Consider the following 21,123-nt stretch of genomic DNA (forward strand, 5'->3'; position numbering starts at 1 on the left):
TCCTGTGCTCATTTGCCGTTCAGGGCCCGGTCGATCTCGGCCCGGAGGATGGTCTGGAAAGTGGCGACGTGCTTGGGACCCATGAGCGTGTAGTGCTCGCCAGGCACGTCGAGGTAGCGGTTCTCCTCGCGGGTGTGCTCCTGCCAGCGGCGCAGCTCGTTGTTGAGCCAGTCCTCCTTGGTTCCACGCAGCGGGATCGCGTAAAAGACGCTCATCGAGCGCACGGTGCCGCTCGGGTGGTATGTGCGGCCAAGTCCGGTCAGACCGTCGGCGAGGTCGGCCCAGGCCGTGAACCGGGGTAGATCGAGGTCCAGTTCACTCAGCCGCTCCGGCGGGGCAATCTCGATCAGGTGCTTGACCTGCTCGTCCTTGGTGAGCGGACGCAGCTGGGCAGGCAGCTCGGCGGCCTGTTGTTTGGAGACCAGCTCCAGGAACATCGCCAGGTTGACGGCGGTCTCGATGTAGTCGAGCTCGTCCATGCGGTATTTGATGTGGGGCGGGAGGTTGAAGCTGCCGAGGAAGTCGACCCGCTCGCCCTCGGCCTCCAGAATCTTGGCGATCTCGAAGGCCACGGCCGAGCCGAAGGAGTAGCCGGCCAGCGCGTACGGTCCGTGCGGCTGCTTTTCGCGGATGGCGGCAGCGTAGGTACGGGCCATTTCGTCGAAGGACTCGAAGGGCTTCTCGCCGGAGTTGAAGCCGCGCGCCCGCAGCGCGTAGAAGGGCCGCTCCTGTACGAAGTACTTGGCCAGGTTGACGAAGACCAGAACTTCGCCGACGCCCGGGTGGACGCAGAACAGCGGCGTCTTCTCGCCGCCGGTCTGCAGAGGGACGATCGGGTCGTACACGGCAGGGCCGGTGTCCTGGCCCACCGCGATCCGCTTGGCCAGCTCGCGGACGCTCGGCGCGGTGAGGATGGCGAGGACCGGCAGGTCCACGGCGCCGAGCTGGATGCCCACCAGCCGCTTCATGCGCAGGATGTCCAACGAGGTGCCGCCCAGGTCGAAGAAGCTGGCCGTGGCGCTGACCGTCTCGGGCGCCATGTCGAACAGCTCCGCGTAGATCCCGGCCAGGGCCTGCTCGGTCTTGCCCTCGGGAGCGACGTATCCGCCGAGGTGGCGGGTGACCAGGTCGTCGACGGCCGCCATGTGCCCGGCGTAGTCGCCGGCCTCCAGGCGCTGGCGCATGAGTGAACGCTGGATCTTTCCCAGGCTGGTCTTGGGGAAAGCATCTGACGGCAGCGGCAGCAGCAGCGCCGGGCGGAACCCCCAGGCCATGACGACGCTGTTGCGCACCGCGATCAGCAGGCGGTGAAGGGCGGCCTCGTCATCCGGGTCGAGGGTGGTCGCGAAAGCCACCGCCAGCTGCTCGGTGTCGTTACCCTCAGGGCGAATCGGGAAGGCCGCGACGTAGGACTTGCCTACCCCGTCGAGGTCCTCCAGGAACGCCTCCAGCTCGTGGCTGAAGTAGTTCACGCCGTTGACGATGACGCTGTCTTTGCTGCGCCCGACGAGGGTGAGCCGACCGTCGACGAGGCGCCCCAGGTCGCCGGTGCGGAACCAGCCGTCGGCAGTGAACGCTTTCTTGGTGGCCTGCGCGTTGTTGAAGTAGCCGCCGGTGACCATCGGGCCGGTCAGCTGGACTTCGCCGACCTCGCCGTCGGCCAGCACCCGGTCCCCACCATCCTCGGCTGTCCGGATGGTCAGGCCTGTCACCGAGCGGCCGACCGCCGCGAACTCTGCGTCGAGGTCCATGTCGGGGAAGTCGCGGTTGTAGATGCTGCCCGCGCAGGTCTCCGTCATGCCGAACGCCGGCCACAGCACGCCGCGATCGAGTCCGTACGGGGCGAGGTTGTCCAGGAAAGCCACGCCGGTCGTCACCAGGTTGGCCTCGCCGCCGGAGACGATGTGCCGCAGCCTGGACAGGTCCAGGGGCAGTTCGCCGGGCAGCTGCTCCAGGGCCTGATTGATCAAGCCGAGCAGGAAGTTGGGAGTGAAGGTCATCGTCACGCGGTGCGCGTCGATGAGCTGGAGGAAGCGCACCGGGTCACCCAGGATCGTGTCCGGAGTGGTCTGGAGCTGGTTCGCGCCGACCGACAGCGGCAGCAGATGCGCTTCGAGGAGGGCGGCGACGTGGTCGTAGGAGATCCAGTTGAGCGTGATGTCCGCCGAGGTGAGGCTCTGCATCTCTGCCTTGGCTGCCATGGAAGCCAGCAGGTTGGCGTGGGTGAGCATCACGGCCTTGGAACTTCCCGTGGATCCCGAAGTGAGGACCAGCAGGGCGACGTCCGTGGGCCGTACCTCGCCAAACGTCACATCCCTGGGCGCGAGATCGCCCGCATCGGTGGTGAGGTCCTTGAGGACCTCCGCCTCCAAGCCCAAAACCTCGGGCATTTCGTCACGCAGGCGCGCCGTGGTGACCAGCAGCGGCCCCTCCAACAGGGCGTTGACGTGCGCGAGCTGGGCGCTCCACCTCTCCTGGTCATTGCGTATGGGAACAAGCGGGCAGGCGGTCATGCCCCCAAGCAGACAGGCCCAGAAGGCGGGCAGGAAGTCGTCCGGCCGCTCCAGCAGCAGCGCGATCCTGCGGCCGGCTTCCGCGCCACGGGCGCGCAGTCCCGCCAGGATTCGGCGGGCCTCGTCCAGCAGCTCGGGGTACGACTGGAGCCGACTGTCCGTCACATTGTCCGTCAGGCAGTACTGCAGTCCCTTGTCCGGGTAGTGCTGGGCAGCCTGGAGCAGCAGGTCGCCGACGTGCGTGGCCACCGGCCGGGACCGCGAGTCCGTCCGGGAGGTGGTGGGCACGGATTCCTGAATCGTCATCATCGTCCCTCTCCTGAGTACATGGGAAGACCTGCCCCGGGCGGTGCGACGCCGGGCGGGTCCACCCCAGGGCGAGCAGGTATAGAACGGCCGCGAACCCGCAAACTCCACTTCACCAGTTCCCCGCAGCTTCGCCACATTCTCGGACCGAAGGGTTTCCAGCGAGTAGCGAGGAAATTGCCGCGCCGTACCGGAATCACACGTTCCCCCGGTTGCTCAGCGATTTCCCATGAGTCACTCGAGTGTTAAATCAGCCTGATTTTTCATGCCCTTTGATGGTGAGTCACTGTTCTTGTCTCAGCAACGACGAGGAAACCACGTCGGGTTGACATCGTGCGAGATTCCTCTCGTAGCCCAAGAGCGTCAAGCCGATTTGGCGCACTGCACCGAAGGGGTAATTAATGAGTGCTGACCACCACAAGAACCGAGTGAGCCAGGATCCCGCCGCTGCATCAGGCGTGACCGGACGCCGGCGGCGGGTGCGCTTCGCTGGGACGCTGGTGGCCGCGGTTGCGGTCATGAGCATCGCCGGAGCCGGAACGGCTTCCGCCCACGCCGGCCACTCGACCACGCCCGCAGCCACCCTCACCAGTCCCGTAGGCGAGTCTGTGGGTGCACTGTGGCACCACACCCAGATGTACCACCTGAGTGACCCGTCGTGGGAGGTGACCAGCATGCTCACCGATCCCGCCGGAAACCTCAAGGTTCACGGGCAGATGCTCGACGACACCCTGTCTCCGATCGTCGGAGCAGCCACTGGGGCCCTCGGCGGCTAGCAGCTCTCCAGGCGTGGCCGGGAAACCGGCTACGGCGTCGGCGGGACCCGGGAATTATGCGCGACGTCCCGGGCCCACCGACGGGCACATACTGATCCCGAACACCACGGCATCAGCAGCGACCAGAACAGGAAAAACTCCGACGAGCATCGAGATACTGCACGCACGTTAAGGCTGAAGCCGCCGAAGAGGAATCTTTTCACGATCGGCAGCCTCAGCAGAGCACAAGCAGCGACCGAGTACCTGGACTGTTGCGGATTCCTGGCGCAGGGCGAACAGAGCACAAATCCGTGACCGAAGGGCCGGGCTTTTGCGGAGCACCACCCACTAGGAGATGACCACCGCGACGCTACTCCCCCAATTGTGGTCTGGACCTCGAGACCATCCCCGCGGGGCGGAAAGCAGACGGCAACGACGCAGACGGTATCCGATCGCAGGGGCCATCGCAGCGGTCGAGGACGCCGTCGATGGCCCTGGCCTTGGAACCATCCCCGCGGGCTCGAAGCAATCCAAGCCGAGCGCGCATTCAGCCTGGACCTGGAGACCGTCCCCGCGAGCGCTGGGGAGCAGCCGCCGACCGCCGATCCCAAGGGCTTCGTGTTGGGACCGACCCCGCAAGCACCTGTAAGCGGATCCCTCCGTCCAGATCGGCGGCTCCGGCACGTCCGGGGGCAACCGACTATGGCCATACTTGCTAACGTGCAGATCCAATTATGGATTGTGAACGGTTCGGCCACCAGCATCCTGAGACTCGGAGAATCTGCGCGCCACACAACGTTCAACGGTGCCATCGCCTTCCGCCAGGCCGTCTTGGGCGACCACGAGGCGCTGACCACCACGGTCACCCGGCTCCGCGAGCAGACGAGCGACGGCACGTTCGCCTACTGCGCACTTCAGGGCCGACCTTCCGCTGCCCTCCCCCGGCCACACCCCGCCGCGATGACTGGACGGTGAAAGTACCCGCGCCCGTTGGCGGGTCGTTTCACCGCGCGACGCGACCTGCTCGACCTTGCACGGCAAATATCGACTCCGTGGCTTATTCACGAGTAGTGGCTCTGGCTCAGGTTGTGTGGATTGGTGCACTGTGAGTGACGGCTGAACTCGGTTGTCGCGGGAGGTTGCCTCCGGGCGAGCAGTGACAGCAGCGGCTGGGCGGAAGGTTCGGGGCTGTGATGAGATCTTGCTCCGGCTGGAGGAGTTGTTGTTCCCGTCGATCGCGGACGTCACGGTGCCGATCAGATTCCACATAATTCTCCGGTTGACGTGTCCTTCGACGCCCCCCGGAGCTCCAGGGCCGGGTGAGACCGGCGATGACTGCATCGCGGTCACGGTCGATGCCTGCGGCGAGGGTGTGGAGGCCGGGAAGGTCGTCCCGCCCGACGCGGCATCGAGCCACTCGTCAGCCGTTCGCCCTGGCGCTCGGTGAGTATCCAAGACCTTCCGTCAGGCCGCAGACGCAAGATTGACCGTGCGTCACAAGGCCATCGAGCAGTGAACGACCGCAGGACCCGAACCAGCTCCACCCCCGCCCTGACTTCCCCCAGCAGGACCAAGCACATCCCGGCTGGACCGGCCGCATGGACCCACCACCAGACCACGGTGAAAGCTCCTACCGAGGGTCCGCGCTGCTCGTCGACCGCAAGGCGGTGATCACCGGTGGTGATTCGGACATCGGCCGTGCGGTCGCGCTGGCCTTCGCGCGGGAGGGCGCGGACGTGTTGTTCACCCACCTCCCCGAGAAGGATCAGGAGGCCCGGGAGACCGTCGGCCTAGTGGAACAGACAGGCCGCAGGGCGGTGCCCACCATCTGCGACATCCGGGACGAGAAGCAGTGCCGTTCGCTCATCGACCGGGCTGTATCCGAGTTCGGCTGCCGCATCGACATCCTGGTCAACAACGCGGCGTACCAGATGTCCCAGCCCGACGGGATCTCCGCCATCTCGACCGAGCAGTTCGACCGTGTGATGCGCACAAACCTCTACGGGATGTTCTGGCTGTGCAAGAGCGCCCTGCCCCACACCCCGACAGGGGGCTCGATCATCAACACCACATCGGTGCAGGCCTACAAGCCGAGCCCTCACCTGCTCGACTACGCGATGACCAAGGGAGCGATCGTCACCTTCACCCAGGGGCTCGCCCAGATGCTGGCCCCCGACGGCATCCGCGTCAACGCCGTCGCCCCGGGGCCCGTCTGGACACCCCTCATCCCGGCGACGCTGCCCGACACCACCGAGTTCGGAAAACAGAGCCCGCTGGGCCGCCCCGCGCAGCCCGCGGAGATGGCGCCCGCCTACGTCTTCCTCGCCTCCGCAAACGCCTCGTTCATCACCAGCGAGATCATGAACGCCACCGGCGGCACACCACTCCCGCAATGGCAGACAGGGACGGTGCCACCCGCAACGCCTCCCACCCCACCTACGCGGCGATACTGGAGGTCGGCCGCGCGCAGAAGACCATCTTCGTCTCGCGCTATCTGCGGCTTCGTGACCTCCAGCCGGAGGTCGAGGAGGCCTGAACGTGGCCGATGTTCCTCGCCCGCCAGGCAGGAGTACCGGGATCGGATCGGCCCCTATGCGCCGGACGACAGCCTGTGTGACCTCAGGAGTCCCTCTGAGTGATCAAGTCGGCAGCTGCTGGGCCGCGCGGTGGTCGTGCGTCGGGATGATGGCGACTCGGTCCTTGACGGCGTGCAGGCGGTGCAGCGTCCGGAAGGTCTCGTGCCGGTCTTCGTCGGCGAGCTCGCCGGGGTAGCCGGCCTTTTGCCGGATGAGGTCGATCTGGTCGGTGTGCCAGGCAGCGTCGCCCGCGAGCAGCACCCAGCCCGTTGCCGTGTGCGCCAGAACACCGACGCTGCCAGGGGTGTGTCCTGCGAGGTCGACGAGCACGACGGAACCGTCGCCGAAGAGGTCGTGGCTGGCGGCAAACGTGAGGATCGGCGGGCCGTCCAGTTCGTACTGGACAATGCCCCGGCCGCGCAGGGCCTCGCGGACGCCACCCACGGGTGCGATCGAGCCTTGCATGACCCAGTCGTGTTCGCGGCGGTGCAGATGTACCGGCAGTTCGGGAAGATCGAGGAGTCCGCACACGTGGTCCCAATGCGTGTGCGTCGGCAGCGCGAAATCTGGGCCGGAACCCGGCCGTTCACGCAGCGCGGTAACGGTGGCGACGGTATCGGCCGGGGGACGCACCGCGACCCGCAGGAACGCCGGCAATTCAGCAACGGCGCGGCTGTCGACATCCAGGCAGACACTCGGATCCACGATGAACGTCGTTTCCGGGTGGGTGATCACGAACGACAGCAGCGAGTTCGCGATTCGCCGCGGCTGCCACAGCCCCTCCACGATCAGTGCGGTGGGCACGGACCGTGGCACCTGTCGCAGTACGGACACGGTGACCGACACCGCCGTGTCCGGTAGCCCCGCGTCGGTCAAGCCGCGCAGAAACCGCTGGTCGGGGCGGCGGGGACGGACAAGACCCGTCGCCAGGCTTGCGACCGCGCCACAGCATGCGGCCAGCGTCGGTGATCTCACAGCGTCGGACACAGCAACATCGTCCCTCTCGCGATCGGTAGTGCGTTCGATGACGGGACCGTATAACTTCAGGCCGACCTGAAGTAAAGGAGTGTGATGTCCGCAGTGGAGTTGAAGATCGGCGGTGCGGCTGCCCTGCTCGGGGTGGCCACCCATGTCCTCCGACACTGGGAAGACATCGGACTGCTCACCCCGCGCCGGCTGCCCTCCGGGCATCGCGTCTACGACGACCAGACCATCGGCCAGGCCCGCCTCATCCAAATCTGCCAGCGGGCCGGGCTGTCACTCGCCGAGATCGGTGAACTTGCCGCGGGGCAACGGGCAGACCGCATCGGCCTGGTCAACGCGAAGCGCACCCGGATCGCCGAACACGTCGCGAACCTCGAACTGGCTGACCGGTTCCTGGCCCACCTGGTGCGCTGCGTACACCCGGTCATCTCCGGCTGTCCGGAGTGTTCCGCCCTGGTGGAGCGGGGCGCACGGTCAGCGATCACCCAGTGATTCAGCATGAGAACGCGTGCAGCACGGCCGTGGTGAACTCGCGCTTCTTGGAACCAGACCTTCATCTACTGGGAGAACGAGGCGACGCTGCGCAGGGTGCGGCACCTGTTCGTCAACCGGGCCAACATGCGCCCGGCCCTGCGGAAGCTCGTGAACGCCACCTTCGCCGTCCGCGATGAGATGTGGTGGAGTACGGGCACCGCGTGTGCCTCTGACAGCCGCAAGTTCGGCGCCTGGTCCTCCAACCTGATGACCGAGTGGCACCAGCGCTACCGGGCCCCGGCGTGATGATCTACTGGCACGTCGAGCGGAAGTCGGTGTGTATCTACTCGCAGCTGAAGTCCTGTTCGGCCTCCGAGGTTGCCTCGATGATCGAGGGCGTGCTGCGGCACTGCACCGACATGGAGGTGGACCGGCAGTACACGGACACGCACGGTGCCTCCATCGTCGGGTTCGCCTTCGCTCACATGCTCGACTTCAAGCTGATGCCGAGGCTGAAGAACTTCAAGCTATGAGCAGGCGGAGGCCGAGATCTGCCGCGTCGAGGTCAGCGAGGTCGCTGTTGCGTTCGGCCCACCGGCCGGAATGGAGGTCGTCACTGAGGCTTCGCACCGCCCGCTGCTCTGCCTCCGGCCCGACCCTCGTCCACACCGACATCGCACGGCGGACGTGATCCTCCAGATATGCCCCTGGTCGGCGCCAGTACGCCTCGAACAGGCCGTCAGTGCAGTCCCACGGGATGGGCACTGGCTCAGCGCGGGCGCCGATCGCGTCGGCCATCCCTGCAAGTGAGGGAAATTCCGCGAGGACGGCGGCGAACTCGGGCAGGTAGTCGCGGGTGAGCCAGAACCGGTCCTGCCATCCGGGCTCGTCGGTGTCGAACGTCAGCACCACCACGCGGTGGGCCACGCGGCGCATCTCGCGGAGCCCCGCTATCGGGTCCCCCCAGTGGTGAACGGTGGAGACGGCCATCGCGACGTCGAAGGAGTGGTCCTCGAACGGCAGGCTCTCCGCGGCGGCGGCCACGCACGGTGCCGAGCCGGCAGGCCGCTGCCCCCGCATGACCGCCGATGGCTCCACCGCGGTCACGTCGCGATCAGCAGGCTCGTAGGAGCCGGTGCCGGCACCGACGTTCAGCACCGTCCGCGCGTCCCCGAGCGCGTCCCAGATCTGCTCGGCGATCCGCGGCTCGGTACGCCGTGTCGCGGGGTAAGCGCCGCCGATCGCGTCGTACAGCCGTGCACCGAGCATCTCCAGTTGCTCCTCCGGTGTCACCGTCAGTCCCTTCGCCCGTGTCTCAAGTTCCCTGTCGATGGCCGCCACCATGGCGTCAGCACGATCACGCCGCTCCAGCAGCAGGCCTCGCAGTCGGCGCAGGTGCGCGACCGCGTCGGTGGACGAGTCGCCGACCAGTTCCGCAACCTCCCGCAGACCGAAGCCCAACCGCCGGTAGGCCAGCACCTCCCGCAGCCGCTCCACGTCGCCCGCCGAGTAGGCCCGGTACCCGGCCGCGGTCCGCGCCGACGGCCGAACGAGCCCGATCTCGTCATAGTGATGCAGCGTGCGAACGCTCACGCCGGCCAGCTCGGCCACGCGTCCCACAGTCCAGTGATCTTCCACGGCACCGACTATGCAGCCTGACGTCGCGTGAGGGTCAAGAGCCCCACTCATGACAGCAAGAGCCGAAGCGGAGGCCGCAGCCGCACGCCGCGTTACTGTCAGAAACGACCCCCCTTTCCAGGACGCCTGCTGTTCGGGTTCTTCGCCGCGATGGCCGAGACCGAACGCGAGAACATCCGCGAGGCCACCCTCGAAGGACTCGACACCGCGGCCCGCAAGGGCAACCACGGCGGCCGACCCCCGGTCATCACCGAGACATGCTGCACACCGTGCTCCGCCGCCGCGCGAACGGCGAGACCGTCGAGGACATCCAGCCCGACCTGCTCATCCCCGCCGGCCGCCGCAAAGGACAGAGCCCCAGCCTCTCCAGCATCTACCGGGCGCTGGCCGAGCACGAGAAGACCCAGGCGTACCCGGAGGCCATCGAGACGGCGCACGCCGACTTCGCCGCCCTCCAGCAGCGCGACCGCAGCCCCGCGTAGTTACTCAGCGCTACATGACGGGTGGCGGCAGCTATACGAGAACACGGCCTTCCACGGTGACATCCTCCACTACTCGGTGGTACCGTATAGTGGTACTCGGTGCTACGCAGTACCGCTGAGGTCGAGGAGGAATCGCGATGGACGACCTGACGGAGATGCTGAAGGGCACGCTCGAAGGGTGTGTGCTCGAGATCATCGGCAGCGAGGAAACCTACGGGTACGCCATCACTCGTCAGCTGAACGAGCTCGGCTTCGCCGACGTCGTCGAGGGGACGGTGTACACCATCTTGCTGCGGCTGGAGAGGAACAAGCTCGTTCAGGTGACGAAGCGACCATCCGGGGTGGGTCCGCCGCGCAAGTTCTACGCGCTCAACGACGCCGGACGCGAGGAGCTCGCGAAGTTCTGGACGAAATGGCAGTACGTCTCGTCACGCATCGACAGGCTGAAGGAGGGCGGGAAATGAACTTCTGGGAAACCATCACAGGCAGCGATCTCACCAGGGATTGGAAGGCTTTCGAGGCACGGGCGGAGGCCCTGCCGAACGACTACCGGGCGGCGTGGGACCAGATCAAAGTCCACCTACTTCCGCATGGGGACTTCACCGGCCGCAACCTGATGCCGATCCTCGACGCCGCCCTGGGGCTGCTCGAAGAAACAGCGGCAGAGGGGCAGAGCGTCCACGAGGTGCTCGGCGACGACATCCAAGGCTTTTGCACGGCGCTGGCCGGTGGAGAAGGGGCGCGAACCTATCGCGACCGGTGGCGCGAGCAGTTGAACAGGAACGTCGCAAGGAAACTGAACCGGCTGGGAGGCTGACGTGGGCATCCAGGACATCATCGAGGGCAAGAAGCAGTGGCGGGCGCACGTGGCTCGGGTCAAGGCACTCCCGCCGGACTACCAGATCGTCTACAGGGAGATGCAGAAGTACCTGTTCAAGGTCGGACCGGTCGACCTGCCTGACGGGCCCCTGCTCCCTGGGATCGTTGACTTCTTCGAGGAAGGCGTCGCTGCGGGCAAGGGGGTCCTGGAACTGATCGGCACGGACGTCGCCGCGTTCTGCGACGACCTGGTCAAGGATTCACGCACCTATGCGGACGTCTACCAGGAGTCCATCAGCGGGGAACCCGGTACGGCCGAGAAGTAAGACCCGCGCCGCATGCCAGTGGGCGTAGCGGCCCGCACGCGCGCCTGTTCGCCCTGCGCGGCGCGAACAGGCGCGGGCCGACCGCCACCGGAAGCCGCCGGAGGTCCTGTCCACCGAGGTGGCTGAGCAGGCGGGCGACACCTGGCTCAGCCCTACCCGTGCCCCCGGCGAGCAGGACCTCCGGCGGCGGGCCGCTCGACACCATCCCCCAGACGTCACGACTGACGTGCAGCGCGGACAGTCGCTCGATCGGGGTTCCCGAACAGCTTTCACTTTCCTGTGTCTTCATCCTCCGAGAGGAAGCCATCATGCCTTCATCTGTCATGCCCACGTCCAGGCGAGGTGCCGGTCACCCGTCACCGACCGCCGTCTCCGCCGTCGGGCTACGCAAGTCATACGGCGAAAAGCTCGTCCTCGACGGTATCGATCTGCACATCGCGGCCGGGTCTGTGTTCGCGCTGCTCGGCCCGAACGGCGCCGGCAAGACCACCGTCGTCAAGATCTTGTCCACGCTCCTCACCGCCGACGCCGGTGACCTGCACGTCGGCGGGCACGACCTGGGCGCCGACCCGCAGGCGGTCCGTGCCGCCATCGGTGTCACCGGGCAGTTCTCCGCCGTTGACGGCCTGATCACCGGCGAGGAGAACATGCTCCTCATGGCGGACCTGCACCACCTGTCCAAGAGTGAGGGACGGCGGGTCGCCGCCGAGCTCCTGGAGCGCTTCGACCTGGTAGAGGCCGCGAAGAAGCCCGCCTCGACCTACTCCGGCGGCATGAAGCGCCGCCTCGACCTCGCGATGACGCTGGTCGGGGGCCCGAGGATCATCTTCCTCGACGAGCCGACCACCGGTCTCGACCCTCGCAGCCGCCACAACATGTGGGGCATCATCCGCGGCCTCGTCTCCGACGGCGTGACTGTCTTCCTCACCACCCAGTACCTGGAGGAGGCGGACGAACTCGCCGACCACATCGCTGTGTTGAACGACGGCAAGATCGCCGCCGAAGGCACCGCCGAGGAGCTCAAGCGGCTCGTCCCGGGCGGGCACATCCGGCTCCGCTTCACCGACCCGGTCACGTACCAGTCCGCCGCTGACGCCCTGCGCGAGGTCACCCGGGACGACGAGGCACTGTCGCTCTCCATCCCCAGCGACGGCAGTCAGCGCGAACTGCGCTCCATTCTCGACCGGCTCGACTCCGCCGGCATCGAGGCGGACGAACTGACCGTCCATACCCCCGACCTCGACGACGTGTTCTTCGCCCTGACCAGCCCGGCCAACGTCCCCCACCAGCCCAAGGAGAACGTCCGATGAGCGCCCTCTCTCTCGCCGTACGCGACTCGAACACGATGCTGCGCCGCAACCTCCTGCACGCATGGCGCTACCCGTCCGGGACCCTGAACCTACTGCTCACACCGATCATGATGTTGCTGCTCTTCGTCTACATCTTCGGCGACGTGATGAGCGCCGGAATCGGTGGCGGCGGCGCGGACCGCTCCGACTACATCGCCTATATCGTCCCCGGCCTGCTGCTGATGACCATCGGCAGCACCGTGATCGGCGCCGCGGTGTCCGTCAGCGTGGACATGACCCAGGGCCTCACCGCCCGCTTCCGCACGATGGCGATCTACCGGGGCTCTCTGCTCGTCGGGCATGTCGTCGGCGGCGTACTGCAGTGCGTGATGAGCGTGGTCCTCGTCGGCGCCGTCGGCGTGGCCATGGGCTTCCGGTCCACGGACGCCACGGCACTGGAGTGGATCGCGGCGTTCGGGCTGATCACGCTGTTCGCCCTGGCACTCACCTGGATCGCGGTCGGCATGGGCGCGGCCAGTCCCAACCCCGAGGCGGCCGGCAATATGGCCATGCCGCTGATCCTCCTGCCGCTCATCTCCAGCGCATTCATCCCGGCCGGCACAATGCCGGGCTGGTTCCAGCCGATCGCCGAGTACCAGCCCTTCACCCCTGCCATCGAGACCCTCCGCGGCCTCCTCCTCGGCACCGAGATCGGTAACAACGGCTGGATCGCGATCGCCTGGTGCGTCGGCCTGATCGCGCTCGGCTACCGCTGGTCGACGGCGCAGTTCAACCGCGACCCGAAGTAGCCGAGCTGGACCCGAAGTAGCCGAGCTGACCGCGCGGAAGTACCTCTGCGGCGGTCGGTCGGATACTCAGTCCCGATGCCCGTCGGTCGGCGCCTTCAGCAGCCGGTCCAGCTCGTTACCGGCCTCGTCATACCCGGCGTCGGAGATCCGTTGCGGCTCGCGCAGGCCGCCGGTCGCGGACGCGCGTCGGATTAGCAGGAACCCGGCGTGCACAGACCCCTGGTCCAGCAGCTCGCTCAGCTCTTCGTGGCCGCCAGGAGCGTCGGCAAGGTCGGCCAGCCGGTCCAAAGCTGCGCGAAATCCCCTTGCCCAATGGTCAAGAATCGTTGACCATTGCTCTCATGCCCACCGACGATCTTCCCGAGACGTTTCACGTCACCACTGACGAGCAGCTGCGCGCCGTCTCCAATCTCACGCGCCACCGGATCATGGCCGTGCTCCGCTTCGAGCCGGCGACGATCACGCAGATCGCCGAGCGGATGGGCCTTGCGAAGGGGAGTTCCAGCTATCACGTGCGGCTGCTGGAGCGGGCCGGCCTGGTGAAGGTGGTACGGACACGGAAGGTGCGGGGGGTCACCGAGCGGTACTACGCGATGGCCGCGCGGGCGATCGCGCTGCCGGATCCGGGCGAAGGAGGGCCGGACGTGCTGATGCGCCATGCGGTGGCGGACCTGGAGGCGTCGCCGGCGGACGGCGAGCGGCACGTACGGATGGCGCATCTGCGGCTCACCGAGGAGCAGTTCGCGGAGCTGGGGGCGCGGCTGCAGGCACTGGCGGACGAGTACCGGGAACTGTCCGATCCGTCGCTGCCGGACGCGTCACTCGTCTTCGCACTGTTCCACCCGGCACCGCGCGAGCAGACCGAGGGGGGAGCCAAGTGACCTCAGGTGCCCGGAAGTTGCCGACCGGGTTCGGACGGCTGTGGACTGCGCAGACGGTGTCCTCGCTCGGTGACGGGGTGTCGCACGCCGCGCTGCCGCTGCTCGCGTTGACGTTGACGCGGGATCCCATGGCGCTCGCCGTCGTCACGGCCGCCGGGACGCTGCCGTGGCTGCTCTTCGGGGTGCTCGGCGGTGCACTGGTGGATCGCTGGGACCGTCGGCGCACGATGTGGGTCGCGGACGCGGCGCGTGCGGCGCTGCTCGCGATACCGGCGGCAGCGGCCGCGCTCGACGTGCTGAGCATTCCGCTGCTCGCGGCCGTCGCCTTCCTGCTCGGCCTCGGCGGGCTGTTCTTCGATACGGCCGCCACGGCCTACCTGCCGGATCTGCTCCGCCGCGACCCCGCGCTCCTGGAGCGCGCCAACTCCCGCCTGCGCGGCGCCCAGACCGCCATGTCCGGTTTCGCGGGGCCGCCTGCGGGCAGTGCGCTGCTCGCGCTCGGGCGGGCGGTTCCGCTGCTCGCCGACGCGGTGTCGTTCCTGTTCTCCGCGCTGCTCGTCCGTACGCTGCCCGCCATGCCCCGGCCCGTGCCGGAGGTCCGCGAGTCGCTGCTTCGGCAAGCGCGGGCCGGGGCCTCGTACGTCTTCCGGGACCGGGTGCTGCTCGGGCTGGCGCTCCGCCCGGCGGTCGGGAACGTCGCCTTCCTCGCTGTGGAGACCGTCCTCGCCCTCTTCGCGCACGACCGCCTGGGTATCGACACCTACGGCTTCGGCCTGCTCCTCACAGCGGAGGCCACCGGCGGCCTGCTCGGTGCAGGCATCGCCTCCTTCCTTGGCCGACGACTCGGCACCGGCACCGCACTGATCTGCACAGCCGCCGTCGAAGGGCTTGCCATCCTGGGCCTGGCCGCTGCCCCGAACCCGTACGTCGCCGGGCTGGCGCTCGCCGTCTGCGGGGCCGGCATGGGCGCCACGATGGTGCTCGCGCCCTCCCTCCGACAGGCGATCGTCCCCGCCCACCTGATGGGCCGGGTCGCCTCCACCTCCCGCATGCTGGCCATGTGCGCCGCCCCCATCGGGGCCTTCCTCGGCGGCTGGCTGGCTACCACCTACGACATCCGCACCGCGCTCTACGCCGCCGCCGGCCTCCTCCTGACGATGACGGCCGTCACGGCATCCATGACCAGCAACCGCCGGGTCGAAGCGGCGCTGCGTGCCGCCGCCCCGGCCGGCGGTCCGGATCACCCGGCATCCAAGGATTCCGCCCAGGAGAGTGCACCCGGCTGGTTGTGACGCCTGCCGCGAAGGCGTCACAACCAGTCGAGTACCAGGCCCCCGGCGGGGCGCAACGAATGGCTGGCTCAGTTGGAGCAGCTTGCGCGCCTCCTCGTTGAATGCCACTGACACAGCATCACCCTTCAGCTGAGCATTCATGAGTTCACTGGTCGACAACGCGGCGTACCAGATGTCCCAGCCCGACGGGATCTCCGCCATCTCGACCGAGCAGTTAGACCGTGTGATGCTCACAAACCTCTACGGGATGTTCTGGCTGTGCAGGAGTGCCTTGCCGCACATCCCGGCTGGGGGCTCGATCATCAACACCACATCGGTGCAGGCCTACAAGCCGAGCCCTCACCTGCTCGACTACGCGATGACCAAGGGGGCGATCGTCACCTTCCCCCAGGGGCTCGCCCAGATGCTGGCTCCCGACGGCATCCGCGTCAACGCCGTCGCCTCGGGGCCCGTCTGGACGCCCCTCATCCCGGCGACGCTGCCCGATACCGCCGAGCTCGGAAAGCAGAGCCCGCTGGGCCGCCCCGCGCAGCCCGCGGAGATGGCGCCCGCCTACGTCTTCCTCGCCTCCGCAAACGCCTCGTTCATCACCGGCGAGATCATGAACGCCACCGGCGGCACACCACTCCCGCAATGGCGAGGGGACCCTGATTGGCCTTAAATGTATGCCAGAACCCCGGTTACTCAGCCCTCCCGGACGCCGTCGAGTTGAAAGTGCCAGATGACCGCGATCGGGGAATCGTCCAAGGCTGCGGCCGACGCTTCCGGGCACCAGTGCAACAAGTCCCAGGACACAGAGACCGGGAGTGGGTCCGGGGCGGTGTCGGGATCGAGGGAGTGGCGCGAGCGGCGGGGTTCCTCGCATTGCTGGACTTGGAAGCCCAGCGGAAGGGCTGCGGCGAGATAGGCGCTGAGCGGGCGGTGGTATTCGGCGAGGAGGGACGGCCGTCCGGGCCGCCACGGCGGGCCACGGTCGGCCGGAGGTAGGACACCAGCAGATGTGCATCCGAGATCACCAGGCTCCCACCAGGACGCAGGACACGCGCGAACTCCGCTAATACGGGGGTCAGATCAGAGACGTGCGTCAGGGCGAGCGCGCAGACGACGGTGTCGACTGCGTTGTCGGGAAGCGGCAGCCGGTGCAGGTCAGCCTTGTGGAAGGCAACGTCTGGCAGGCGCTTGCGTGCCTGGGCGAGCATTTCCGGTGAGGCGTCGACGCCGATCACATCGTGTCCGAGTTCCCACAGGTAGGTGGTATGACGGCCGGTGCCGCAGGCCGCGTCCAGCGCCGTGCCGACCGGCAGGCCGTCCAGGATGCGCCGGACAACGGGCTGCTCAATGTCGATCATCTGGTTGCCAGGGGCGTCGTAGTGCGGCGCCCAGGCTTGGTAGACGTCGGTCACGCTGATTGTGCCCGGACTCGCCGTAACCCCCTCGGCCTGCGCGAGGGCGGGCGTATCCAGTAGGGCGCGGATCTCGGCGATCCGGGTTTCGACGAACGCTCGGTCGGCGCTTCCTTCCCTGAAGCCGCGCAGCAAGGCGGCACCCTCGATGCCCAGCAGAAATCCCTGGGAACTCAGATAGGTCATCCCACGGACGGTACGGACACGTACTACGACCGCTCCACCGTTTTCCTGCCCTTCGCGGGGTTCAGCGTGGGGGCTGCGACGGGGTTGGCAGCATGTGGGGATGCTTCCCATCGGCCATCGCAATCGGGCCGTCGAAGGCTAGGGCGTGTTTTAGAACTGGGGTCCGTGCCTTGCCTGGTGCCGCAATGACCGAATGCAGTCGTCAACTCAACAACGACATTTGTACAAGACCGATGGTCGACACCCCACGCATCATCACTCGCATGAATGAGTACGACGTTGAGCACGTACATGGAATGCATGCGGTCCACGATGGCCCTCGACAGGCGCTACCGCTGCTGCTCATCCACGGATCGGGCGCCTCGGGCGGCTCCTGGAGCCCGATGGTCCCGGCACTCGCCGGTCATCATCACGTCCTCCGGGTCGATCTCCCGGGCTGCGGCCAGTCACCGCCCGCGGCCTCCTACGACGTGCCCGAGCAGGCGGTCCAGGTAGCGGTGCACCTGGACCACCTCGGCCTCGGTCCCGTCACCGTGATCGGACACTCCAGTGGCGGCTATGTCGCCACCGCGCTTGCCGAACAGCGCCCCGACCTGGTGAGGTCGATCGCGTTGATCAGCACCGGCCCAAGCTCCGACGCACTCCTCCCGCAGCCGCTCGTCCATCGCATCGTGCTGGGCCCGCCGTTCGGCCCTCTCCTGTGGTCGAGGCGCTCAGACGCGATGATCCGCAAGGGGATCGGGGCGGCGGCTGCTCGTCCAGTGGATGTCCCGGACGACGTGGTCGCCGAGATGCGGGGCACCACGTACCGAACGTTCAGGACGGTGCTGCGCCGGAACACGGAGTACATCGCCGAGCGGAGTGTGCCCGAGCGTCTCGCCGCCCTCGACGTGCCCGTACTGGCCATTTTCGGCGCCGCCGACCCCCGTTGGAACCCGTCGTCGGTGCACCAGTACGACGCGGTGCCGAACGCGCGGGTCGAGCAATTGCCCGGGGTCGGGCACATGCCTATGCTCGAAGCGCCCGAGGCGACCAGCGAGCTGCTCCTCGATTTTGCGGCAACAGACCGCTGACATCCCGACCTTGACGAGGTCTAAGCTGGTCATATGCTGTCGACAGGGGCACCACTCGACTGGTCGCTTGTGGACATCGCCGTCCCCCGCTCGCCAGATTGGCTGCCGGGGGTCAGCATGGCCGGGTTCCGCCACCGCGCCCCGGCATCCGTGGACATTGCGATGGTCGCGCATCCCTCCGTCACCTTGTTCATCGACCTGAGCGAGGGCGAAGGCCTCGTGCACCGCACCCATGGCCGGGATGTCCGCGGCAGTGCCGTGGTCGGGCTCCTCCCCGGCGATCTCCGGGCCGGCGGCCGAGTGGGCGAGTGCCTCCAGATCCGGCTGGATCCGGCCGCAGCGGCTGTTGTGCTCGGCACGGCGACCGAGCTCACTGGGGCCGTGGTGTCCCTCGAGGATGTCTGGGGGCGCGACGCCGGACGAACCGAGGACAGGCTGCGCGCCGCCGCGTCATGGGGCGAACGGTTCACGATTGCGGCGGACCTCCTCGGCCGGCGCCTGGGCAGCCGACCAACTGTCGCCCCAGAGGTCGCCTTCGCCTGGCGGCAGATGCGCGCCAGCCGGGGGCGGGCGCGGGTTGACGGCCTTGCCGACGAGGTCGGCTGGAGCCGGAAGCGTCTGTCGGCTCGTTTCCGGGCTCAGCTTGGTATCGCGCCCAAACGCGCCGCCCGACTGGTGCGGTTCGACCACGCCGCCCGCCTTCTCGCGGCGGGTCATGCCGCCGCCGGCGTCGCCGCTGAATGTGGCTACGTCGACCAGTCCCACCTTTACCGCGAGGTCAAGTCGTTCGCCGAACTTACTCCCACGGCGGTGGCCGACGCGCCGTGGCTCGCGATCGACGACGTTGCGTGGCCGGCTTCATCGCCGACGCGGAGCTCTATGACGAGTGGCGGACACATCCCTGACCTTGGTTGAACAGCCTGTCTCCAACAATCCGCCTCCCGCTCGCCGGGGCAGCGTCGTGACCTACCGCGTGAAGACCGCTGCTTTCGTGGCGCCTAAAGGTTGTTGCAGAACGCCTGGGATAGGGCATTCCTCTTGTATGGGCGGGGTGTTGCGGGCTGAGTCGTTGTGGGTGGAGACGTTCACCGGCTTGCGGATGGGCCGGTTCGAGAAGTTGGTGAAGGTAGTACGGGAGCGGGGCGGAAACGGCCCCGGTGAAGGGCGCCCGTGGTGCCTGCCACTGGCGGACCGGGTGCTCCTGGTGGCCGTCTACTACCGGACCAACCTCACGATGCGCCAGCTCGCCCCGTTGTTCGGCTGCTCACCGGCCACCGTCTGCCGGGTCATCCATCGCCTGCGGCCGCTCCTCGCGATCGAGCCGGCGCCGCGGCCTGTCGCGGATGTCGACCGGCTGTGGATCGTGGACGGAACCCTGGTCCCGGTCCGCGACCGCAGGGTCGCCGCGTCCTCCCGTAACTATCGGTTCTCGGCGAACGTGCAGGTCATCATCGACGCGGACAGCCGCCTGGTGATCGCCTCAGCCCGCCCCGTCCCCGGGAACAAGGCTGACGCCCACGCCTGGCGAGAATCGGACCTGCCCGCCATCGCGGCCGGGACAACGGTCATCGCAGACGGCGCCTACCTGGGAACCGGACTGGTCGTCCCGCACCGCAGAAGAGCCGGACGCCCACTTCTGCGTGGCCAGGAGGAGGACAACGCCGAACACCGGCGCGTCCGCGCCCGCGTCGAGCACACCTTCGCCCGCATGAAGAACTGGAAAATCCTCCGCGACTGCCGCCAGAAAGGAGATGGCCTTCACCACGCGGTCCAAGCCGTCGCCAGCATGCACAACCTCGCCATGACAGGCTGAACCAGCAGGTCAACCGCCATCCTGGCCTGCCCACACCCACCCTTCTGCAACAACCTTTAGAGGCTGCCCTCGCCAGCGGTGTCCGCCGGGGAGGGCAGCGTGCCGGGGATTCGGCTACTTTCCTGCGTCGGTGGCGAGTTCGTACGCGAGTGGCTGGTTGCCGCATGTTTCGGCGAGGGTGGTGAGTGCTTCCGCTTCGGGCTGGTCGACGGTCAGGCCCCAACGCAGCTTGGTGGCCACCCAGTCCGCGGCGTACGTGCAGCGGGCGTCGGCGAGCGGCGGGAGCCAGGTGGAGGGGTCTTGGTCGGCCTTGCTGCGGTTGGTCTTCGCGGTGACGGCGACCAGGGAGCGCTCGGCGTCCAGGTCGTTGGCGTAGGCCTCGCGGCGGGCCGTTGTCCACTGCGAGGCACCGGAGTCCCAGGCTTCAGCGAGGGGGACCATGTGGTCGATGTCCAGGCCGCCGGGCGCGGTCAGGGTGAGCCCGTCGTAGTACGAGTACCACTCCCCCGCCGTCACCTTGCAGCCGGCTTCGACGGTGGGCTCGATCCGGGACTCGGCGATCAGCACCTCCATACGGGAGTTGCACGAGTCCTTGTCGGCGTCAACCCAGTGCTTGAAGGACGAGCGCTCATACCCGGTGCGGGACTCCGCGGCCAGGGGCAGCGCCTGGACACCGTCGGCGAGCGTGGTGACTTCGGCGGCCTGGACCGGGGTCGTGGCGAGCAGGGGCACAAGAGTGAGGGCAGCGGCGGCGAGACCACGCGCAACATTGTTGATCATGACGCCCTTGTACTGCCGGTGCACCCCGCAGGGCGGCAGGACGGGCCGCCGTGTCACCCCTGCGGGCGGTAAGTCGTACTACCGACTTCACCTCGCGTCGGCCGCCGCCGGTGAGGCAAAGGGAGCCGGTGGCCCCCTCAGCGCTTGATCGTGACGCAGGGCATCCGGTCGGGGTAACCGTTGAACTCCACGCACAGCTTGGACCCGTGGGGGAAGCTCTTGTTGATCTTCCAGGTCGCGATCTCGAACTTATGCCGGGCAGCCTCCTTGGAAGTGGTGTACTTCCATCCCCGCACGTGACGGATGTAGGTGTCACCCTTCCAGAGGCTGACCCGGGCCTTGGCGCCCGCCTCCCAGCCGGTCAGAATCGCCCGGACTTCCTTCACCTTGAGCCCTTCACCGATAACACCGATGCCGACCGGCCCGTCATCGGCGCCGCCGCTGGCGTGCGCCGTTGCCTGTCCCAGATACCCCAAAGCCATCACAGATGCCGCAAAGCACATGATCTTTCGCATGACGTACTCAACGCACCCCGCCCTGGCGGGGCACCGCTGGCAACAACTTCTCACCCACGCGGGCGACCAGGCCGGTACGGCGCGTGCGTCTCGGGCCCGCTGATCAGGCCGTACGACGGGCGCTCGATGTGTGCGCAGCCAGTGCGGCTCTGAGGGCGGGGAAGTCGACAGTCAAGGTCGTGCTGGCGCTGCCAGAGCTCGCTCTCACC

20 protein-coding genes and 3 pseudogenes are annotated in these 21,123 nt (G+C 67.6%); 16 read left to right on the forward strand and 7 right to left on the reverse strand.

Features of this window, described 5'->3' with window-relative positions; all coding sequences use genetic code 11:
- Positions 1 to 8 precede the first annotated feature (8 nt).
- On the reverse strand, positions 9 to 2,819 hold the full coding sequence (locus ACFWFI_RS02515) for an AMP-binding protein (RefSeq protein ID WP_387384601.1): 2,811 nt from the start codon (positions 2,817 to 2,819) through the stop codon (positions 9 to 11).
- 518 nt (positions 2,820 to 3,337) lie between these two features.
- Between ACFWFI_RS02515 and ACFWFI_RS02520 the strand changes: the two genes are divergently transcribed.
- Together ACFWFI_RS02520 and ACFWFI_RS02525 are read left to right on the forward strand one after the other, a co-directional pair.
- Positions 3,338 to 3,595, forward strand: coding sequence for a hypothetical protein (locus tag ACFWFI_RS02520; protein ID WP_387384566.1), 258 nt, complete (start codon positions 3,338 to 3,340; stop codon positions 3,593 to 3,595).
- Between the two features lie 1,493 nt (positions 3,596 to 5,088).
- Positions 5,089 to 5,964 (forward strand): annotated as a pseudogene (locus ACFWFI_RS02525) (SDR family oxidoreductase); the annotation flags it as partial.
- A 249-nt stretch (positions 5,965 to 6,213) separates the two neighbouring features.
- Here ACFWFI_RS02525 and ACFWFI_RS02530 read toward each other — a convergent pair.
- Positions 6,214 to 6,954 carry an MBL fold metallo-hydrolase gene (locus ACFWFI_RS02530; protein ID WP_387384568.1) on the reverse strand — a complete coding sequence of 247 codons (741 nt, stop codon included), beginning with the start codon at positions 6,952 to 6,954 and terminating at the stop codon, positions 6,214 to 6,216.
- 267 nt (positions 6,955 to 7,221) lie between these two features.
- On the opposite strand from ACFWFI_RS02530, the gene ACFWFI_RS02535 reads away from it, so the two are divergent.
- Together ACFWFI_RS02535 and ACFWFI_RS02540 are read left to right on the forward strand one after the other, a co-directional pair.
- The gene (locus ACFWFI_RS02535; RefSeq protein ID WP_387384570.1) at positions 7,222 to 7,626 is read left to right on the forward strand and encodes a MerR family transcriptional regulator; all 405 of its coding nucleotides are present in this window, start codon (positions 7,222 to 7,224) and stop codon (positions 7,624 to 7,626) included.
- Positions 7,627 to 7,713: 87 nt separating this feature from the next.
- A pseudogene (locus ACFWFI_RS02540) lies at positions 7,714 to 8,126 on the forward strand (Tn3 family transposase); the annotation flags it as partial.
- A gap of 4 nt (positions 8,127 to 8,130) precedes the next feature.
- On the opposite strand, the gene ACFWFI_RS02545 reads toward ACFWFI_RS02540, so the two are convergent.
- Positions 8,131 to 9,228, reverse strand: a complete 1,098-nt coding sequence (locus ACFWFI_RS02545; RefSeq protein ID WP_387384603.1) for a MerR family transcriptional regulator — start codon at positions 9,226 to 9,228, stop codon at positions 8,131 to 8,133.
- A gap of 275 nt (positions 9,229 to 9,503) precedes the next feature.
- Here ACFWFI_RS02545 and ACFWFI_RS02550 point away from each other — a divergent pair, with 275 nt between their 5' ends.
- From ACFWFI_RS02550 to ACFWFI_RS02575, 6 genes are all read left to right on the forward strand, one after another.
- A complete protein-coding gene (locus ACFWFI_RS02550) occupies positions 9,504 to 9,728 on the forward strand; it encodes a hypothetical protein (RefSeq protein ID WP_387384572.1) in 225 nt (74 codons plus the stop codon).
- 137 nt (positions 9,729 to 9,865) lie between these two features.
- Positions 9,866 to 10,192 (forward strand): PadR family transcriptional regulator, encoded by a 327-nt coding sequence (locus tag ACFWFI_RS02555; protein WP_387384574.1) that lies wholly within the window; start codon positions 9,866 to 9,868, stop codon positions 10,190 to 10,192.
- On the forward strand, positions 10,189 to 10,545 hold the full coding sequence (locus tag ACFWFI_RS02560; protein ID WP_387384605.1) for a DUF1048 domain-containing protein: 357 nt from the start codon (positions 10,189 to 10,191) through the stop codon (positions 10,543 to 10,545). Before ACFWFI_RS02555 ends, ACFWFI_RS02560 begins: the two co-directional genes overlap by 4 nt.
- Position 10,546: 1 nt before the next feature.
- Entirely contained in the window at positions 10,547 to 10,873 is a 327-nt protein-coding gene (locus ACFWFI_RS02565) for a DUF1048 domain-containing protein (RefSeq protein WP_387384576.1), read from the forward strand.
- Positions 10,874 to 11,181: 308 nt separating this feature from the next.
- Complete coding sequence (locus ACFWFI_RS02570) at positions 11,182 to 12,183, forward strand: ATP-binding cassette domain-containing protein (RefSeq protein ID WP_387384578.1); 1,002 nt, start codon at positions 11,182 to 11,184, stop codon at positions 12,181 to 12,183.
- Positions 12,180 to 12,971: an ABC transporter permease gene (locus ACFWFI_RS02575; RefSeq protein ID WP_387384580.1), complete on the forward strand. Its 792-nt coding sequence runs from the start codon at positions 12,180 to 12,182 to the stop codon at positions 12,969 to 12,971. The genes ACFWFI_RS02570 and ACFWFI_RS02575 overlap by 4 nt, the downstream gene beginning before the upstream one ends.
- A gap of 66 nt (positions 12,972 to 13,037) precedes the next feature.
- Here ACFWFI_RS02575 and ACFWFI_RS02580 read toward each other — a convergent pair whose 3' ends face one another.
- Entirely contained in the window at positions 13,038 to 13,259 is a 222-nt protein-coding gene (locus tag ACFWFI_RS02580) for a hypothetical protein (RefSeq protein WP_387384582.1), read from the reverse strand.
- A gap of 53 nt (positions 13,260 to 13,312) precedes the next feature.
- On the opposite strand from ACFWFI_RS02580, the gene ACFWFI_RS02585 reads away from it, so the two are divergent.
- From ACFWFI_RS02585 to ACFWFI_RS02595, 3 genes and pseudogenes are all read left to right on the forward strand, one after another.
- Positions 13,313 to 13,852 (forward strand): ArsR/SmtB family transcription factor, encoded by a 540-nt coding sequence (locus ACFWFI_RS02585; RefSeq protein ID WP_387384584.1) that lies wholly within the window; start codon positions 13,313 to 13,315, stop codon positions 13,850 to 13,852.
- 17 nt (positions 13,853 to 13,869) lie between these two features.
- Positions 13,870 to 15,144, forward strand: coding sequence for an MFS transporter (locus ACFWFI_RS02590; RefSeq protein ID WP_387384585.1), 1,275 nt, complete (start codon positions 13,870 to 13,872; stop codon positions 15,142 to 15,144).
- Positions 15,145 to 15,292: 148 nt separating this feature from the next.
- Positions 15,293 to 15,805 (forward strand): annotated as a pseudogene (locus ACFWFI_RS02595) (SDR family oxidoreductase); the annotation flags it as partial.
- A 19-nt stretch (positions 15,806 to 15,824) separates the two neighbouring features.
- On the opposite strand, the gene ACFWFI_RS02600 reads toward ACFWFI_RS02595, so the two are convergent.
- Entirely contained in the window at positions 15,825 to 16,733 is a 909-nt protein-coding gene (locus tag ACFWFI_RS02600) for a class I SAM-dependent methyltransferase (RefSeq protein ID WP_387384587.1), read from the reverse strand.
- Positions 16,734 to 16,996: 263 nt separating this feature from the next.
- Here ACFWFI_RS02600 and ACFWFI_RS02605 point away from each other — a divergent pair, with 263 nt between their 5' ends.
- The 3 genes from ACFWFI_RS02605 to ACFWFI_RS02615 all read left to right on the forward strand — a co-directional run bounded on the left by ACFWFI_RS02605 (position 16,997) and on the right by ACFWFI_RS02615 (position 19,619).
- Positions 16,997 to 17,806, forward strand: a complete 810-nt coding sequence (locus ACFWFI_RS02605) for an alpha/beta fold hydrolase (protein WP_387384589.1) — start codon at positions 16,997 to 16,999, stop codon at positions 17,804 to 17,806.
- Positions 17,807 to 17,839: 33 nt separating this feature from the next.
- The gene (locus tag ACFWFI_RS02610; protein ID WP_387384591.1) at positions 17,840 to 18,721 is read left to right on the forward strand and encodes a helix-turn-helix domain-containing protein; all 882 of its coding nucleotides are present in this window, start codon (positions 17,840 to 17,842) and stop codon (positions 18,719 to 18,721) included.
- Positions 18,722 to 18,848: 127 nt separating this feature from the next.
- Positions 18,849 to 19,619, forward strand: coding sequence for a transposase (locus ACFWFI_RS02615; RefSeq protein WP_387384593.1), 771 nt, complete (start codon positions 18,849 to 18,851; stop codon positions 19,617 to 19,619).
- A 114-nt stretch (positions 19,620 to 19,733) separates the two neighbouring features.
- On the opposite strand, the gene ACFWFI_RS02620 is transcribed toward ACFWFI_RS02615, so the two are convergent.
- Positions 19,734 to 20,399, reverse strand: a complete 666-nt coding sequence (locus tag ACFWFI_RS02620; protein WP_387384595.1) for an HNH endonuclease family protein — start codon at positions 20,397 to 20,399, stop codon at positions 19,734 to 19,736.
- Positions 20,400 to 20,536: 137 nt separating this feature from the next.
- Positions 20,537 to 20,914 (reverse strand): hypothetical protein, encoded by a 378-nt coding sequence (locus tag ACFWFI_RS02625; RefSeq protein WP_387384597.1) that lies wholly within the window; start codon positions 20,912 to 20,914, stop codon positions 20,537 to 20,539.
- Positions 20,915 to 21,123 lie beyond the last annotated feature (209 nt).

This window comes from Streptomyces sp. NPDC060209 (genome assembly GCF_042728155.1).
Lineage (GTDB): Bacteria > Actinomycetota > Actinomycetes > Streptomycetales > Streptomycetaceae > Streptomyces.

Coding starts and splice junctions, on each gene's coding strand:
- ACFWFI_RS02515 (WP_387384601.1), bottom strand. CDS start 2,819: ATGACGATTCAGGAATCCGTGCCCACCACCTCCCGGACGGACTCGCGG.
- ACFWFI_RS02520 (WP_387384566.1), top strand. CDS start 3,338: ATGAGCATCGCCGGAGCCGGAACGGCTTCCGCCCACGCCGGCCACTCG.
- ACFWFI_RS02535 (WP_387384570.1), top strand. CDS start 7,222: ATGTCCGCAGTGGAGTTGAAGATCGGCGGTGCGGCTGCCCTGCTCGGG.
- ACFWFI_RS02550 (WP_387384572.1), top strand. CDS start 9,504: ATGCTGCACACCGTGCTCCGCCGCCGCGCGAACGGCGAGACCGTCGAG.
- ACFWFI_RS02555 (WP_387384574.1), top strand. CDS start 9,866: ATGGACGACCTGACGGAGATGCTGAAGGGCACGCTCGAAGGGTGTGTG.
- ACFWFI_RS02560 (WP_387384605.1), top strand. CDS start 10,189: ATGAACTTCTGGGAAACCATCACAGGCAGCGATCTCACCAGGGATTGG.
- ACFWFI_RS02570 (WP_387384578.1), top strand. CDS start 11,182: ATGCCTTCATCTGTCATGCCCACGTCCAGGCGAGGTGCCGGTCACCCG.
- ACFWFI_RS02575 (WP_387384580.1), top strand. CDS start 12,180: ATGAGCGCCCTCTCTCTCGCCGTACGCGACTCGAACACGATGCTGCGC.
- ACFWFI_RS02585 (WP_387384584.1), top strand. CDS start 13,313: ATGCCCACCGACGATCTTCCCGAGACGTTTCACGTCACCACTGACGAG.
- ACFWFI_RS02600 (WP_387384587.1), bottom strand. CDS start 16,733: ATGACCTATCTGAGTTCCCAGGGATTTCTGCTGGGCATCGAGGGTGCC.
- ACFWFI_RS02605 (WP_387384589.1), top strand. CDS start 16,997: ATGAATGAGTACGACGTTGAGCACGTACATGGAATGCATGCGGTCCAC.
- ACFWFI_RS02610 (WP_387384591.1), top strand. CDS start 17,840: ATGCTGTCGACAGGGGCACCACTCGACTGGTCGCTTGTGGACATCGCC.
- ACFWFI_RS02615 (WP_387384593.1), top strand. CDS start 18,849: ATGGGCGGGGTGTTGCGGGCTGAGTCGTTGTGGGTGGAGACGTTCACC.
- ACFWFI_RS02620 (WP_387384595.1), bottom strand. CDS start 20,399: ATGATCAACAATGTTGCGCGTGGTCTCGCCGCCGCTGCCCTCACTCTT.
- ACFWFI_RS02625 (WP_387384597.1), bottom strand. CDS start 20,914: ATGCGAAAGATCATGTGCTTTGCGGCATCTGTGATGGCTTTGGGGTAT.